Annotated in this window: 14 protein-coding genes and 2 pseudogenes; 11 read left to right on the top strand and 5 right to left on the bottom strand. The window is 44.6% G+C overall.

Annotation, left to right across the window (positions count from 1 at the left end; translation table 11 throughout):
• A pseudogene (locus ACED29_RS20435) lies at positions 1 to 210 on the top strand (IS110 family transposase); the annotation flags it as partial.
• Between the two features lie 58 nt (positions 211 to 268).
• Positions 269 to 520 (top strand): hypothetical protein, encoded by a 252-nt coding sequence (locus ACED29_RS20430; RefSeq protein WP_371698596.1) that lies wholly within the window; start codon positions 269 to 271, stop codon positions 518 to 520.
• On the opposite strand, the gene ACED29_RS20425 is transcribed toward ACED29_RS20430, so the two are convergent.
• The gene (locus ACED29_RS20425) at positions 494 to 691 is read right to left on the bottom strand and encodes a reverse transcriptase N-terminal domain-containing protein (protein ID WP_371698595.1); all 198 of its coding nucleotides are present in this window, start codon (positions 689 to 691) and stop codon (positions 494 to 496) included. The two genes, ACED29_RS20430 and ACED29_RS20425, sit on opposite strands and share 27 nt — an antisense overlap.
• A gap of 793 nt (positions 692 to 1484) precedes the next feature.
• Entirely contained in the window at positions 1485 to 1781 is a 297-nt protein-coding gene (locus tag ACED29_RS20420) for a transposase (RefSeq protein WP_347690918.1), read from the bottom strand.
• A gap of 218 nt (positions 1782 to 1999) precedes the next feature.
• On the opposite strand from ACED29_RS20420, the gene ACED29_RS20415 reads away from it, so the two are divergent.
• Positions 2000 to 2311, top strand: a complete 312-nt coding sequence (locus ACED29_RS20415) for an EAL domain-containing protein (protein WP_347690921.1) — start codon at positions 2000 to 2002, stop codon at positions 2309 to 2311.
• Positions 2312 to 2336: 25 nt separating this feature from the next.
• Here the strand turns inward: ACED29_RS20415 and ACED29_RS20410 are convergent, their stop codons facing one another.
• Positions 2337 to 2930 (bottom strand): response regulator, encoded by a 594-nt coding sequence (locus ACED29_RS20410; protein ID WP_347690917.1) that lies wholly within the window; start codon positions 2928 to 2930, stop codon positions 2337 to 2339.
• 200 nt (positions 2931 to 3130) lie between these two features.
• On the opposite strand from ACED29_RS20410, the gene ACED29_RS20405 reads away from it, so the two are divergent.
• The 4 genes from ACED29_RS20405 to nrfD all read left to right on the top strand — a co-directional run bounded on the left by ACED29_RS20405 (position 3131) and on the right by nrfD (position 9057).
• Positions 3131 to 4984, top strand: a complete 1854-nt coding sequence (locus ACED29_RS20405; protein WP_347690916.1) for a PhnD/SsuA/transferrin family substrate-binding protein — start codon at positions 3131 to 3133, stop codon at positions 4982 to 4984.
• A gap of 251 nt (positions 4985 to 5235) precedes the next feature.
• Positions 5236 to 7518: a thiosulfate reductase PhsA gene (phsA, locus tag ACED29_RS20400; RefSeq protein WP_347690915.1), complete on the top strand. Its 2283-nt coding sequence runs from the start codon at positions 5236 to 5238 to the stop codon at positions 7516 to 7518.
• Positions 7519 to 7546: 28 nt separating this feature from the next.
• Positions 7547 to 8119, top strand: coding sequence for a 4Fe-4S dicluster domain-containing protein (locus ACED29_RS20395; RefSeq protein ID WP_347690914.1), 573 nt, complete (start codon positions 7547 to 7549; stop codon positions 8117 to 8119).
• Entirely contained in the window at positions 8116 to 9057 is a 942-nt protein-coding gene (nrfD, locus tag ACED29_RS20390) for an NrfD/PsrC family molybdoenzyme membrane anchor subunit (protein WP_347690913.1), read from the top strand. The genes ACED29_RS20395 and nrfD overlap by 4 nt, the downstream gene beginning before the upstream one ends.
• A 559-nt stretch (positions 9058 to 9616) precedes the next feature.
• Here the strand turns inward: nrfD and ACED29_RS20385 are convergent.
• Positions 9617 to 12736 (bottom strand): multidrug efflux RND transporter permease subunit, encoded by a 3120-nt coding sequence (locus ACED29_RS20385; RefSeq protein WP_371698593.1) that lies wholly within the window; start codon positions 12734 to 12736, stop codon positions 9617 to 9619.
• Positions 12737 to 12752: 16 nt separating this feature from the next.
• On the bottom strand, positions 12753 to 13910 hold the full coding sequence (locus tag ACED29_RS20380; protein WP_347690911.1) for an efflux RND transporter periplasmic adaptor subunit: 1158 nt from the start codon (positions 13908 to 13910) through the stop codon (positions 12753 to 12755).
• Positions 13911 to 14075: 165 nt separating this feature from the next.
• On the opposite strand from ACED29_RS20380, the gene ACED29_RS20375 reads away from it, so the two are divergent.
• The 4 genes and pseudogenes from ACED29_RS20375 to ACED29_RS20360 all read left to right on the top strand — a co-directional run bounded on the left by ACED29_RS20375 (position 14076) and on the right by ACED29_RS20360 (position 16347).
• On the top strand, positions 14076 to 14804 hold the full coding sequence (locus ACED29_RS20375) for a response regulator (protein WP_371698591.1): 729 nt from the start codon (positions 14076 to 14078) through the stop codon (positions 14802 to 14804).
• Complete coding sequence (locus ACED29_RS20370) at positions 14801 to 15880, top strand: ATP-binding protein (RefSeq protein WP_347690909.1); 1080 nt, start codon at positions 14801 to 14803, stop codon at positions 15878 to 15880. The genes ACED29_RS20375 and ACED29_RS20370 overlap by 4 nt, the downstream gene beginning before the upstream one ends.
• A gap of 21 nt (positions 15881 to 15901) precedes the next feature.
• Positions 15902 to 15979 (top strand): annotated as a pseudogene (locus tag ACED29_RS20365) (IS5/IS1182 family transposase); the annotation flags it as partial.
• A gap of 263 nt (positions 15980 to 16242) precedes the next feature.
• Positions 16243 to 16347, top strand: coding sequence for a hypothetical protein (locus ACED29_RS20360; RefSeq protein WP_347690920.1), 105 nt, complete (start codon positions 16243 to 16245; stop codon positions 16345 to 16347).
• The last annotated feature ends 686 nt before the right edge of the window (positions 16348 to 17033 follow it).

The following is a 17033-nucleotide window of genomic DNA, read 5'->3' as shown; positions in this document are numbered from 1 at the left end:
GGTAACGCTCATTTGAAGTGGGCATTCTCAGAAGCAGCTGTGCTGTACCTGCGAGGCAATGACAAAGCCCGTAACTACCTTAATCGATCACAGAAAAGAATGAGTAAGGCTAAAGCGTTGTCTGCACTCGCTCATAAGCTTGGCCGTTGCGTCTATTTCATGTTGAAGAACAAAACGGTGTTTGATGAACAACGATTCTTAAAAGGATAAGTCGCGCAATAAGGTGAGCTGAACGTCTAACTAGATACTCTTAAAATGAGAAGCGAGCATGGCCGTGAATGATGTGGCTAATGAAGCGATGACTTCTCACCATCATCACTATGCCACTACAAAGTCTGAGTTTGCCGTTTTTCTTGGGGATGTAGATACGCCTGAGCGGTTGGGCATGGTAGCCCTTTCTACTCAGTTGATTGACCGCACCTATACAACGATCATCACTGTTCCAAACGATCCCGTCTATTCCAGGTGTTTTGATGCCTTTATTTTGAGAAACTCATTTAACAGCAAGCAATTTTGCTGATGTAGAGTGAGTTAATATCCACGGCAATGCTTTGGCTTTGCCGCATTTACCTACTCTAGTTGCTTTTGCAATACGCATTTGAAGCTTTAATACATGTTGCTTAACCGCTATCCAGTTAATTGCTAGCCATTGAGCACTGTCAGAAGAGGCACTAATTTCACTTGAAATCATCTAAAGTTCTTCAAACTCTCTTGCAACGGGAGACCAGCTGGAAGTGGGCTCACTTTCGTGCCAGACATTTGTCTGTATCTGCGTCATTACAACACAGCATTGGCTACTCCAGCCTCCTCTACCTGCATCACTATCGGCTATCTTCACAGACAGCTTTCCCTATGGGATCGATACAAGCTTACCGTGTTCCGTATGTCGCGCAATGTCAGGGTAGACGCCCGCAATAGTGCGGAGAGCATTTCGATCACGAAAGGGCATCGGATAATCCCTTTCCAGCTCTCATGCCATTTTGGCCACAGCGTATAAACCACTTCCGCTGCTTTCACAGTAACGCACCTTACGCGGATTCACATATGTTCGTCGTACTGACTGCCTAGCACTCACCAGATTTATGGTTATCAGGAGGAGCGTCCTCTCACGATTCAGTTCCCATTCGGCAAAATCCGAATATCGTTACATTGTCAGACTCGCTTATGTAGACTCCCCACTGTCAACAACAAAATGTGTTATCGATGAATTAATGCGTGCTTATGTACGAGCTCTAATAGGGTAGCGAACCCAGGCTCTATGATATTTACGCGGACCAGTAAACAAATCTACTTTACGAGCTTAATGCTCTTTGCGAGTCACTGTTTTTACTGGTTGATTTTCATCTTCGATTAAGCATTTTATTGTTTGAACGCGTTAATCTCGCGCTGACTATTAGGCGTTTTGAGCCATTCATAGTAGCCACTTGGATGCGTGTTCATCGCTTGGCACAGCAAACGGACTGGATAAGTCTCACTTCGAGATTTTATGAACGGGTAACGTTCTTTGACTCGACGGCAAAGAACACCGCGGCCTCCTTTAAGATATCTCTCTCCTGTTGTACACGCTTTAATTCACGCTGAAGCTGAGCTATTTGAGTTTGTAAGTCTTGTTCGTTGTCACGTTGTTTTGGCGGTTTTGAGAATGTTTTAGTCCAAGCATATAAGGTTTTAGAACTGATCCCTAAACGCTCAGATACATCGTTGACAGAATAACCGTGCTTAATCACTTGATTGACGGCTTCTTGCTTAAATTCAGTTGTATAACGAGTACCTTTACTCATGTTTGACCTCTTATGGTTTAAGTTACAATTTTTACCATGAAAAGTGTCTATAAGTCTCAGGCCTTACCAAATTTTTTAATAGCCTGAGCACAGTTTTTTAAGGTAAAAAAATTGTTAACATGATCGTTATGAATCACAACAAAAGAGCATGATCTCTTATGTGGGTAAACCTGATTGGATCCAGACAGCTAAAATAATGTTAACACCATAGTTGAACAATAGGCTTTAGCCATTTAAACCATTATAGATTGGACTCATTAAAAATAGATCGCTCATTCTTACTGCAAATGAGAGATGCTCAGATGGACAATAAACCACTGATTGATATTATTTACGATCTTGCTACCATCCATTGGTTAGATGAAGTCATAGAAGGGGTGCAAAGTGAACAAGAATTAAATTATGTCAAAAATTTAGGTTGCAATACGATCCAAGGTTTTTATTTGTCAAAATCATTAAATTGGAACCAAGCTAAAGCATTAGTGAATAAAACAAATGCCAGCTATTTACCAACTAATATAAGTGGCTAAATATTATTTTGTTTGTGAGTAAAAACTAAGCTAATAAAGGGCTGAATTTAGCCAGTTCAGCAGCATTATGCACAGCTAGTTTCTTAATGATTTTAGAGCGATGCACCTCAATTGTGCGCAGAGAAAGGTATAATTCATCTGCCATTTGTTTGTTGGTTTTGCCTTCAATTAATAGATGCAATACTTGGATTTCACGCTCTGTTAACGTGTTATATCGTTGTTTCAGCAGAATAGATTCAAACATCTTATGACTACACGTAAAGGCCTTTTCTATAGCGACAACCAGCTCTTTACCGTTCACAGGTTTTTGAAAAAAATCACAGGCCCCTTGTCTAAATGCATTTACCGCCATCGGCAGATCACCGTGACCGGTTAAAAAAATTATGCCTAACGGACTGTTAGCGGCAATTAATTTTTGTTGTAGTTCTTGGCCTGTAATTTCTGGCATTTTGCTGTCCACAATAAGACAACCTGGTAGAGTAATATCAATGGTATTAATAAACGAAATGGCACTATTGAATATCTGTAGGTTGTATTCATATTGCAATAGCATAAATTGCATAGAATCAAGAATTGCTAGGTCATCATCCACCATATAAATATCTTTAAGCATGTGCATATGTAGTATCAATTCATTAAACGTTAATACAGTGTAAGCATTGTTGATTGTGGATCAAATTGTTTGATCGCTTTTGTGCTGTGTGCATCTGTTTTGTTAATTAAGTTGCACTACACTGAGTTTGTTGCAAAAAACAGGTTGCTTTGTTTATGACTAAGTACCGATTAACTAAATATTGTTAGATGGCTAAAAGGTTACGGATGCGAATTGAAACTTTGCTGATTGGAGCACTTTCATTAATTCTTGCTGGATATTTAACTCAAGCAAGTGCGCAGCCTGTAACACCTGATGCGGACATTGAAAAACCCATTACGACTCCAACAGAAGTACATTACCGAGTTGCAGTGCTTGCCAATTATGGTGTAGCTAAAAGTATTGAACGCTGGCAGCCATTAATGGACTATTTAAGCCAAAATGTTGCCAATGCCAGCTTTGAAGTTGTGCCGTTAGACTTCAACAACATGAATCAAAAGCTAATCAGTGGCGACATACAGTTTGTTGTCACCAATCCTGGCCATTACTTTAATATGAGTGGCGACTATCCAATTTCCTGGTTGGCAACCATGAAGAGCAATCAACATAATGGCAGCACCTTTGCGATAGGTGCGACTATTATCGTCCGTAAAGACAGTCATTTGTTTAGTGTAGAAGATCTTGCTGGTCATTCCGTGGTGGCCAGTGATCCTAATGCATTAGGAGGGTACCAAGCCGCGATAGGGCTAATCCATTCAATGGATTATTCGATCAATAACTTCTTTTCCAAAGTGACTTTTCTCGGTTTTCCTCTTGAACCGCTTATTTATCAAGTCCGCGATGGCACAGCTGATATAGCCATTACTCCATTTTGTACTTTAGAACAGATGGGTGCAGAGGGTTATATCGAGGCTAGCGATTATCGTGTAATAAATGATGTCACTCCAGCTGATTATGAATGTGCTGTAAGCACCCCTTTATATCCGAATTGGTCGTTTGCATCGTCGGATGCGGTGCCGTTAATGGTGAGAACGGGGATCACTCGGGCATTACTGTCGATAAGTATGGATGACCCAGCGTCAATCATCGGACAAAATCGAGGCTGGGCTGCTCCCATTAGCCAGTTTCAAGTGGTTAAATTGTTTAAAGATCTTAACTTAAATGCAGATGATAGCCCTGTGCATCTACAGGTGTGGCAATGGATAAAGCTTAATCAAAAATGGGGCTTTAGTTTATTGGGTTTATTTGTTATCGCGACCATTTATCATCTTTGGTTGGAATATAAATTTAGACAAAAGAGCGAGTTCTTAATCAATACAGAGCGCCAATTGAAAAATAAAGCATTGCAGCTTGAGCGCATGCAAAGCGCAGCAATTTTAGGTGAAATAGGAGCCGGTTTAGCTCACGAACTCAATCAACCCATTGCGGCCATTACACAATATAGTGAAGGTGGTATGATTGAGCAGGCAAAAAACGTTGGTACAAACTCAGTACAATACCAATTACTTGAAAAAATACACCAGCAGTCAATGCGTGCTGGAGAAATCGTTCATAGGATCAGAGAATTGTTGCAACGAAAAGGTACTGCAAGTACTGAGTTTGATGTACAAGAACAATTAATGATTTGCCTAGACTTACTAGAGCATGAGTTCGAAAAAGAAAAAATCAACATCAAAACTCAATTCACTACCAATAAAATTAAGCTGCATGGTGATAAAGTTGGTTTTTGTCAGGTGTTGATTAACGTGTTAAAAAATGCCATTGATGCAGTGTCTGAAAAAGAGTTTCCACTTCATAGCCGCAAACGGATATTGATAGATTTTCACATTGTTGAGCAAAGTTTACAGCTGAAATTTTATGATAATGGTATTGGGTTAACCTGTGCCAACGATGATTTTAAAACAAGTTTCTTTTCTACCAAAGCCAATGGCTTAGGGCTAGGACTGGCTATTTGTAGTGATGTTATTGCGCATTTTGGTGGTCAGATAAACTTATCAAAATGCAAAGATGATCCAAGCCCACCGTGGCGAAATGGTTGCCGTGTTCTCATTGTTATCCCATTAAATGCTATGCCAGATTAATCAATCAAATACCCCTGATTACTTTTATTCCAACCTGTCTTTTTTGCTTATCTCAACTTATTGAGATGTTAAACCGTGACATCAATCAAATCACGCCCCTCAATGTGGTTTACCACAATACCCTTAATTTACATATGGATTAACAATGGTGTTAGCGATGATGCTTACTACAGTTTGGGTCTGGTTAGTACCATTAATAATAAGTAAACAGAAATAAACTTCGTGCTTCGTTGAAGATGAAGGGGGCAATCATGATTGAGTTAAATCGACGTCATTTTTTAAAGGGAGCGGGTGCCAGTGGTGCCACATGTGCTTTAGCAAGCATGCTTCCTGGTTCGCTAGCAGCGTTAGAAAAATCACCCTTAAAAGGTGTTGCTTCTGAAGTTGCCAGTATTTGTGAAATGTGTTCAACGCGGTGTCCTATTAAGGCACGCATTGTAGATGGCAAAAACGTATTTATTACTGGTAATAAAGAAGCTAAATCGTTTGGTGGCAAAGTCTGCGCCCGAGGTGGAGCGGGCCATAGCTTACTTTACGATCCACAGCGTATCGTTAATCCACTTAAGCGTGTGGGTGAACGCGGCGCAGGTGAATGGGCAGAGATTTCATGGGCTGATGCTTATAAAGAAATCGCCACCAAAATGAACCAAATAAAACAACAATATGGTGCAGAAACCATAGCGTTCTCTTCAAAGTCTGGTTCACTTTCAGGACATATATTTCATCTTGCTGAGGCTTTTGGATCGCCCAATACATTTACTCATGCCTCAACGTGCCCGGGAAGTTATGTTGTTGCTGCTAAGGCAATATTTGGCACCAAAATGAAGCGTGATTTGAGCAATGCCAAATACATCATCAACTTTGGGCATAACTTGTATGAAGGCATCAATATGTCTGAAACAAGAGGCTTGATGCAAGCTCAAATGGATAGAGGAGCCAAGTTGGTCGTATTTGAACCTAGATTCTCGATTGTGGCAGATAAGGCTGATGAGTGGCATGCAATACGTCCGGGTACCGACGTCGCGGTCGCGTTAGCGTTATGTCATGTGTTGATTAATGACAATTTATATGACCATGACTTCATTGAAAAATATGTTTTTGGTTTTGATGAGTTCGCCGCTGAAGTACAAAAATATACCCCAGAATGGGCCGAAACTATTTCAGATGTGTCTGCCACTGCCATTCGACGTATTGCACATGAATACGCAAGCCACGCTCCACACGCCGTTGTTGATTTTGGCCACAGATCTACCTTTACCCCTGAAGAGTTCGATATGCGCCGTGCGCTATATGCAGCCAACATATTGATTGGCAACATCGAACGAAAAGGGGGCATTTACATGGGCCAGAAAGCACCTGGCTACAATAAATTTGCCGGTGAGAAGGTGGCCCCAACGCTAGCCAAACCGGGTGTTAAAGGCATGCCTAAGCCAACGGCAATCCGTATTGACCAGGTTGAAAAGCAGTATGCAATGATGTGGTCAAATGGTGGCATTTATCAAACCATTTTAGATGCAACATTAGACGCTAAACCCTATCAATTAAAAGCATGGGTAATGAGCCGTACTAACCCAATGCAAACTCTTACAGACCGAGCCAAAGTAGAGCAATCGCTTAAAAAGCTAGATTTAGTGGTGTCATGCGATCTGTATATCAGCGAAACCGCAGCATACGCAGATTATATTTTGCCAGAATCGACTTATCTTGAACGTGATGAAGAGATACAAGATAAATCAGGTAAAAATCCGGCCTATTATGTTCGTCAACGTGTGGTTGAAACCATTGGTAATACTCGTCCAAGCTGGCAAATATTTAAAGAATTAGGTCACGCCTTAGGGCTAGAACAATTTTACCCTTGGGACAATATACAAACATTGCAATTAATGCAGCTGAATCGCGATCATAGCTTATTGGAACACATCAAAATAAGGGGTTACGTCAGCTACGGTAAGCCATTGATGTTGCGTGAACCTGAAATGGTTACCGAATTCGTTAAGGCTTATCCCAATGCCAAAAGTGTTGATGCAGACGGTACTTATGCAAGCTCAATGAGCTTTAAAACACCCAGCGGCAAGATTGAGTTAACGTCACCCAAAATAGAAAGCATGGCACCAGGTCGAGGTGTGATTAAGCATCGCGATGTACAACTAAAACAAGCTGATGAGTTGTATTTTATACAAGGGAAGGTCGCGGTACACACCAATGGCGCCACCCATAATATTCCAATGCTAGCCAATCTTATGTCGAAAAATGCGATTTGGATCCATCCAATAACGGCTGGGCGACTCGATATCCATAGCGGTGATGCGATTAGATTAACCAGCAGTGTGGGCCGTGAAGAAGGAACCGCTCTAGTCACCCCGGGGATTCGTCAAGATACTGTGTTCGCATACATGGGTTTTGGCTCCAAAAATAAAGAACTGGTGCGAGCCACTGGAAAAGGTATCCATTGCGGCAACCTACTTCCTAATGTCATCGCCCCAATCTGTGGCATGAATTTACATACCACGGGTGTCAAGTTGGTAAAAATTTAGCCGGTAACTAATTGATTTGGAGTCTCCTATGAGCAAACGATATGTCATGGTGCATGATGAAAATAAATGCATCGGCTGCCAAGCTTGCAATATAGCTTGTCGTAGTGAAAACGAAGTTCCTGAAGGGGTAACACGCCTGCAAGTTAGGGTGGAAGGTCCTTTTGGTGAAGCACCAAACTTACATTTTAAATATCATCGTGTGTCCTGTCAGCAATGCGAAGACGCACCTTGTGTCCGTGTTTGCCCTACAGGTGCCGCTTACATAGACGAAAATGGCTTAGTGTCTATTCATAACGATAAGTGCGTTGGCTGTATGTATTGTGTCGCGGCATGTCCATACAAAGTGCGCTTTATGAATCCCATAACCAAGGCTGCAGACAAATGCAATTTCTGTAAAGAAACGCGCCTAGCCAGAGGTGAACAACCCGCTTGTGTTACAGCATGCCCAACAGATGCATTGTATTTTGGCGATGCTAACGACAGCAAAAGTGATGTTGCTCAATTACTGAATACAAAAATAACCTATCAAGACAAAACGCATTTAGGTACCAAACCACGAGTGTACCGTGTTCCGACTAAACGGGGAGGGATAGAGTCATGAACAATATATGGGGCGACATGGCGCAATATGATCCAGTGACATGGAACTGGATTATCGCCGTTTATTTATTTATGGCCGGTTTATCTGCAGGTAGCGTACTCATTGCTATTGGTATGCGTTGGTATAGTAAAGGGGGCAATATTGAAACTTCGATATTAAAAGCCTCTGCCATTATCGGGCCAGTAGCCATAAGCTTAGGTTTGGCCTGTTTAGTGTTTGATTTAACCAAACCATTTCATTTTTGGCTCATTTTAGTCAATTATAATTTTACATCTGTAATGGCGATTGGTGTTTTGGCCCTATTGGCTTATTCACCTTTAGGTATTGCTTATGCATTGATTGTATTGCGAGATGATTTACCAAAGTGGAAGTTAGGATTTTTAGCCTCAATAGGGCACATGCTATTGCCAATGCGTAAAGTAATCGAAATCCTACTGTTTGTACTTGCTATAGGTGTTGGTGCGTATACTGGCTTTTTAATCTCGGCCATGAATGCCTACCCAATGCTCAATACTGCAGTTTTACCTGCATTGTTTTTAGCATCTGGTTTATCAGCGGGAGCAGCGGGTAACGTAATCGTTGCGTTAACCTGTTTTAATAGCAGCCCCCATGATAACGATGTGGCAAAAATGCACAGCCTTGATTTACCGGTAATCGTGTCTGAAATGATGTTTTTAGTGATGCTGTTTAGTACTCTTTATTTCACCGGAGGCGCAGCAGCTGAAGCATTAGCATCGTTAAGTACCGACATTTGGGCCAGCGTGTTTTGGATAGGTGTAGTCGGAATCGGGTTTATCGTTCCTATTCTGTCTATGTTTTTACCTGCCAATGCTCGTCACACTAAAGCCATCATGATATCAGTTGCCTGTTGCAGTTTGACGGGGGTTTTAGCATTACGACACTTCATCATCTATGCTGGACAAAGTTATATAAGTTAACCAAGAAATAAGAAAATAAGTAATCTTTTACCCTCCAGTTGACTTAAGTAAATTAGAGGGTAAAAATTAGGTCATTGACTGCAGCACTAGGTTATAACAACATTTAACGATGGTCTTTAGTTTTTAACCAAACACTAAAGTCGACCGCATTCACAGTCAAACCAATACGTTTAGAAACGACAACCATAGAATATTCAATGACGTTTTAGTATTACAAGAAATCAGTGAAGAAGATTATGAGCAATATTTTAATGAATTAACTGAGTTTGTCTTTTTCTACTTATCAGTATTCTAACTCATCCGTGTTTAATTGATCATGGAATGCTCATAAATTAATGTCAGATAGTTTTATTTATAAACAGAATAGTGAGTTAGGCTGTCACTACAATTAGAGTCTTCACAGGCTTGAGTATTGATGCTTAAGTGTTGCATAAACAAAAATTATTACTGAATCAATATTTCCAGTTTCTTATATTATTACAGATATTTTAACCAGCTCTCTAGTGCTCAGTAGGATGGTGTAGCTAGACTTTCCTACTGAGCATCTGAGTTAGTGAGTTTATTTGCCAGTCTTATGCCGCGCAGGCCAAGTTCTCAAGCGCTCTTGTGTGCCGATGACAAAGACAAAAAACGCCGGTACGAAGAATATCGCCAGCAAGGTGCCACTGAGCATGCCACCGAATACACCAGTACCGATAGCATGCTGAGTTTCTGCGCTGGCACCGCTCGCAAGCATCAATGGTATTACTCCGAGAGTAAATGCTAGTGATGTCATCAGAATTGGACGTAGACGCAGGCGTGCAGCGGTCACTGCAGCATCTATCAGCGTATGGCCCTCTACGTGCAATTGGCGGGCGAACTCGACGATGAGGATGGCGTTTTTTGCCGATAGGCCGATGATGGTGATCATTCCCACCTTGAAGAACACATCGTTAGGCATATCACGCAGCATTACTGCCGCTACCGCACCCAGCAGACCCAGCGGCACGACTAGCATCACCGACAGTGGGATCGACCAGCTTTCGTACAACGCAGCGAGTACCAGAAATACTACCAGAGCGGACAGCAATATCAGCAATGGTGCCTGCGCCGCCGATTGGCGCTCTTGCAATGATGCCCCCGTCCACGCTATCGAATAGCCTGTTGGTAACTGTGCCACTAGGCGTTCCATTTCAGCCATAGCGGCTCCGCTGGAAACGCCTAGCGCAGCACCTCCCGAAATTCGCACTGCTGGAAAGCCTTGAAAGCGCATCATTTGCTGTGGCGACTTGCTCCATTGTGACGTCACAACCTCGCGCAGCGGCACCATGCCCCCGCTAGCATTACGCACCCGCAGGTTTAGCACGTCATCTAGCTGCATTCGTGCAGATGCTTCTGCTTGTAGAATGACCTGCTGCATACGTCCATTATTTGGAAAATCATTGACATACAGTGATCCCATGGCCGCCGAAAGTGTGCTGCTCAAGGTAGCAAAAGATAGACCCATAGCCTCGGCTTTTGGTCGATTGATATCTAGGCTAATACTCTCACCGGGCGGCAGGCCATCTGGGTAGACATCGCTGACCACCTCGCTTTGCGCAGCAAGTGCCAGCAATTGTGCCAGTGCTGCTTGCAATGCCGCCTCGCCCCGGTTAGATCTATCCTGCAGGAACAGAGTGAAACCGGAGGATGTGCCCAGCTCATCAATGGCTGGCGGCATCATGGTCATCACCGTGCCTTCAACGTTATCAGCCATAGCTTGTTGCGCCAGTGCCGCTTCTTCGGCAGCTGTGACGCCATTTCGTTGATCCCAGTCCTTGAGCATGGTGAAGGCCATGGCTGCATTGGGGCCGGAGCCTGCAAAGCTAAAGCCCTGCACAACCATATTTGCATCCAGCGTTGGGCGCGATGCAACGTGCGCCTCGTAGGCTTTGACCACAACCAGCGTGCGCTCGCTGGTTGCGCCAGTGGGTAATTGGATGGAGGTCATGAAATAGCCTTGATCTTCTTCTGGTAGAAAGGACGACGGCAATTGCCCTGCAGCGAGGACCAGCACAGCGCAGAGTACGACAAATGCCGCCATCATACGTCCACTGCGTCCAACCAATCGTGCTACGCGTTCACTGTAGCTTGTGGTGAGTTGTTCAAATCCACGGTTGAAAGCACCGAAGAAACCGCCTTTTTGATGGTGATCAGCACTAACTGGGCGCAGTAGCGTGGCGCATAGTGCTGGCGTTAGGGTCAGTGCGAGGAAGGCCGAAAACAGAATAGACACCGCCATCGACAAAGTGAATTGTTGGTAGATCACTCCCACTGAGCCGCTACCGAAGGCCATGGGGATGAATACGGCGGTCAGCACTAGCGTGATACCGATCACCGCGCCGGTAATTTCCTTCATCGCTTGTGATGTTGCCTCCCGCGGCGAGAGTCCTTGGGTTGCCATCAGTCGCTCAACGTTTTCCACCACCACAATAGCATCGTCAACAATAATGCCAATGGCCAGCACTATGCCGAACATGGTCAGAGAGTTGATTGAGAAGCCTGCCAGTAACATCACCGCGAAGGTACCGAGTAGCGCTATGGGCGCGACGATTGCTGGGATCAGTGTGTAGCGCAGGTTCTGCAGGAACAGGAACATCACCATAAATACCAGCGCCATAGCTTCAAAAAGAGTATAGATTACTTTCTCTATAGACACTTTGACGAAGGGAGCTGTATCGAATGGCACTGAGTGGTTCATGCCAACTGGCATCATCGGCGCAAGTTCGGCTAAGCGTTCACGTACCGCATAAGCTGTGCGTACAGCGTTTGCTCCTGGCGATAGCTGGATAGCAGCACTGGTCGCCGCCACACCATTCTCACGGTTAGAAAAACCATAGGACTGAGAGCCCAGCTCTACCCGAGCCACATCTGCGAGCACCAATTTTGCGCCATCGGTATCGGCACGTAGGACGATAGCAGCGAACTCCTCGGGCGTGCTGAGTTGTCCTTGCACCGTTAGGGGGATCGTCAGTCGTTGTCCCTGTAAGACAGGTTCATCACCGAGTCGCCCTGGGGCTATTTGTGCGTTCTGCTGCTCGATAGCTGTAGCAAGCTCGTTCATTGTCAGGCCATAGGCGGTGAGTTTATTCGGATCTACCCAGATGCGCATGGCTTGCTCGGCACCGAATAATTGCACGCGACCAACACCGTCGATTCGGCGCAGCTCCTCGACAATATTTCGCGCCAAATAGTCGTTTAGCGCGACTTCGTCGAATTGACCGTTAGGTGACGTCATACCAATCATCATCAAAAAGCTTGAAGCGGCTGACTCAACCTGCAGACCGCTCTGCCGTACAACTTGAGGTAAGCGTGGTTCGACAGCCTTAATACGATTTTGCACATCAACTTGGGCTAGTTCCGCATCAGTGCCCGGTTTGAAGGTGGCGGTTATTTGTGCACTGCCAGAGCTGTCAACTGATGATTCGAAGTACAGTAGGTTTTTTACCCCCGATAGTTCACGCTCGACAAGGCTTACTACAGAGTCATTAAGTGTCTGTGGCGTTGCTCCTGGATAAGCGGCATAAATGCTCACCGACACGGGTGCCACTGATGGGTAGCGGGAGATGGGTAATTGTGGAATGGCGATGACGCCAATCAGTACGATAAATAAGGCTATCACCCAAGCAAAAACTGGGCGGTTGATGAAAAACTGGGGCATGGCGACTTCTCCAAATTTAGTGCACGACAGCGCTAAGTTGCTGAGGAACTACAGAGGGTTGCCAAGGTCGCGCATTTACCTGTGCTGCAGGGCTTAGGCGTTCGATACCTTCAACAACTATCTGCTGACCAGCGGTTAGGCCGGATACTACGTGATAGCGACCTGCCACCAATTCATCGACCTTAACAGCCACAGGCTGCACTTTATCTTGCTCATCAAGCACCCACACTTGGGGTTGACCAGCCTTGCGAGTCACTGCCTGCTGAAGCACGTTCAGAGTCGTAGGATAGTAAGTTTGTGGAATGCGAGCTTTTACAAAAAGACCGGGCAACAGACGATGCAGTGGGTTATCTACCAGTACGCGTAGCAGTACATCGCCAGTACCTGCATCTACCTGAATACCTGAAAATAAGATGTGCCCTTGCATGCCAAGAGGCTCGCCACCACTGCTTAGAATCTCAACAGCCAACTCTGGGAGTCCTGAGCTTGCCTGCTGACGCATCGCCTCCAACATTGATGCTGGAAGACGTACATCAACGTACACTTGGTTGATTTGTTGGATCCTCGCCATGGGTGTGGCATCGGTCGGTGAGACCAATGCCCCTTCACTCACTAATGCTTCATCTATACGTCCGGAGATTGGTGCCTCGACGCTGGCAAACTGTAGATCTAACTGACGCCGTGCCAGCGTAGCTTTGGTTTGGGCTACATCTGCGGCAGCCTGATCACGCTGGGAAATAGCATCGTCATGGATTTGTTGGCTGACGGCCTTGGTTTGTATCAAAGAGGCTAAGCGATCGGCTTCTTGACGAGCCCGAACCCATACAACTTCGGCACGCTGTAACGCTGCAGCAGCAATATCGACATCAGCTTTAAATGGCGCTGGATTTATTTGAAACAGCACTGTGCCAGATGTTATCTCGGTGCCCTGTTCGAATAGACGACCTTGCACTATACCGCTAATTTGCGCGCGGATCTCAGCGCTGCAAACCGCAGCGACACGACCTGGTAGGTCTTTAGTGACTAACAGCTCTTCATTTTCTAGTGTCATTACTGACACCTGAATCGGATCAGTTGTTTCTTTATCCTGTACCGTTGAATCACAACCTACCAATCCCAACACGGCAATTCCTAAAACTAACACAAAGCTTAAGTGCCGCTGTTTGATGTACATAATCTACTCTCCTCAATGTACAGCGATCTCACTAATGGCGTTTTATTAAACGCTAGAGAACTAATGCTGAATTATGACAAGTCACTATTGCGAATTATTCGAGATAGTGTGGAGAATGTATGGAGGGAGTGATAAAGTTCAACAATTTTAACTTTGGAGCAATTTATGTCTAATTTCAATACATCCGTAAGTCCTACGACTTCGGCACTTGTATTAATTGCAGAAGATGAAGCAGAGATTGCCGATATCCTTATTGCTTATTTTCAACGCAGTGGGCTGCGAACTCAACACGCAATTGATGGAATCCAAGCGCTAGCTATGCATCAAACATTTAAGCCAGATTTATTGCTGCTCGATGTGCAGATGCCGAATCTCGATGGCTGGAAAGTACTGAATGAAATTCGCTCCCGTGGTGACACGCCGGTGATCATGCTCACCGCGCTTGATCAAGATATCGATAAATTAATAGGTTTACGCCTCGGTGCTGACGACTACGTGGTTAAACCATTTAACCCCGCCGAGGTGGTGGCTAGGGCGCAGGCAGTACTGCGGCGCGCCCGCTCTAACATGTCCATAAATACTCAAATGTTGCGCGTAGGTCAGTTCCAAATCGATTTAGACAGCCACGAAGCCAGCGTAATTTGTAACGGTCAGCAGCAGGTACTGAATCTGACCTTGACCGAGTTCAAACTGCTCGCCTGCCTGATGCGTACACCGAAACGTGTTTTCAGCCGTGAGGCTCTCTTGATTAATTGCTTGCCTGAGGGCTATACTCAGGAACGAACTGTAGACAGTCATATCAGTAAGTTACGTAAAAAACTTGAAGCCCTCGATATTCATGCCGTGCCGCTCAGTGTTTGGGGTGTTGGTTATCGCTTTGGTGGTGAAGTATGAGGCAAGCCCCGGGCTTGCGCAGGCAAATTGTCCAGTCCTTAGCGGTAATGACGTTAGGCATCATTTTTCTGTCAGTGTTCGGCTCCTATGTATTCTATGCCATTGCGGTTGCCTATCTGCCAGGCAGTATATCCGAAACCTGGATGCCATCACGGGTGGAGATGATCTGGATAATTTGCACTATTATCACCGCATTGGGGATGGCGCTATTTGTTGCCATTCGCCTGTCACGACGAATTCTTACTCCTCTGAACTCTGTTGCATATAGCCTACGCGAAGTTGCCCAAGGCAAGCTCAACGCGCGTGCGCGAATGGACCAAGATACTATGGGGGAGACGGCGCAACTGGTGAGTGACTTCAATGCAATGGCCGAGCGTCTAGAGTTTATGACCCGCGAACGGGAGTTTTGGAATGCGGCAATCGCTCACGAATTTCGTACCCCAGTCACCATTCTGCGTGGTCGTTTGCAGGGACTAGCTGAAGGTGTTTTTAGTCCCTGCAGTGAAATCTTCGAAGGACTATTACGGCAGGTTGAAGGCCTTAATCACCTGATCGATGATTTACGGGTGCTGAGCCTCAATGATAGTGGTCATCTAGAGTTACAACGCGATGAGGTCTGCTTAGCAGAGGAATTAATTGCAGTGATTGAGACTTTCGCTGCGGTGTTAGATGCTAAGGGACTCATACTGAAGCAGGAACTCGATACAAGACTTAAAGTTTACTGTGATGCTATACGAATACGTCAGGCGTTGATGGCGCTGCTGGAAAATGCACGCCAGCATGCTGAACCTGGTACTTTGACTGTACGACTCTACAGCGCGGGGACAATCTGTTATCTAACCGTAGAAGATGAAGGCCCTGGTATTCCTGATGAAGCTGTAAGCTACATATTCGAGGCATTTCGCCGAATTGATCCGTCTCGCTCTCGAAAAAGTGGTGGCAGTGGACTCGGTCTCGCAGTGGTTAAAACAATTGCTGAAGCTCACGGCGGCCAAGTGGTCTGCCTGCCATCGGATCGTGGGGGAACAATATTCGTTCTGTCCTGGCCTGTTAAGCCAAGTTTAGGTTCCCCTTGAATATGTCCTTATTATTTACCGCTTCGAACAGGTATCCCTTGGCGAGATTTACCTAAAGAGTTAGGTCATTTTAGTTCGCCCTTTAGACAGTTTCATTTATGATCTAAAAATGGCGTTCTGGCACATTTAGTGAACTACTCCCTGCTTTAGCTGCAAGTAGTTCACATCTGAATGGGAATCTGCATTGCCGCAGTTGAGTTCTTGTGATTTACGGTTGTCGGGGTGAGTGTCATCGGTATAGGTAAAGTAATGTCCCGAGAGTTAACCTATTTATTTTCAGCTAAAAACTTTTCAAAAGCTAAGTATATGTTGGCCTAACACCTAAGCTAAATGGATCAGGTTCGTTTAAAGGGAGAACGACACTGAGTAAAATTGATCCATCGAGAATTCGATCCAAAATATTTTTAGCAACAGTCAGTGCTGGAACACACATAACCCAGATATTGTATGACCATATTAAAGTTTGATAAAAAATTAAGGTTGTCATGAGCGGTAACAACGCAATAGTTTGATAATTTATCTGAGGACGAATGTCATTTCTTGATAATAAAGTTTGATCATTTTTAAGCTCACTTTTGGACATAAACGTGTTACGCCTTTAACCCATTTCTGGATAAAACCTTGAAAACGAGTATGTGCATTTAGACTAATTTCGCATAACCTAAAGTATATCAAAGTCGTTTATTATAACTGTTGGGGAAGGATCGTGACGGCTCGGCCACCGACTTTAATGAATGCGCGCAGCGTCGAACATTAGACCAATAATTCGCAATGACGGGATATGGTTTAACATGTGTAACAAGACTTGCATGTCTTTGACAAATAGCTTCTTTCCCCGATTCTGTTGGTGATTTTCGAACGGTCGGTCGATGCGTTTTATGGCATGTTTGATCGTTGTCTTGGTTTCGAGAGCGTGTCTGAGTTTTAGATCTTTTTTTGTTAATGTGAGGACATTGGCTTTGTAAAGTTTGCTGTAGAATCTGAATGTCGTGCATCGCTGGCTTTTCAATTAAATCCCTTTGAGGAATGTATTTTTTGGCAAAATTCATTAGACAAAATGGTGTGATGTGTGTGTAACCCTCAGCGGTCAGGCGCGTAGAGATCGACAAACCCGATGGCGGTAAACGCAAATTGGGGATCCCTAACGTCATTG

Source organism: Shewanella sp. 5S214, from assembly GCF_041439795.1.
Lineage (GTDB): Bacteria > Pseudomonadota > Gammaproteobacteria > Enterobacterales > Shewanellaceae > Shewanella > Shewanella vesiculosa.
Note: the sequence above shows the minus strand (reverse complement) of the source record. Positions and strands in the feature narration are given on the sequence as shown.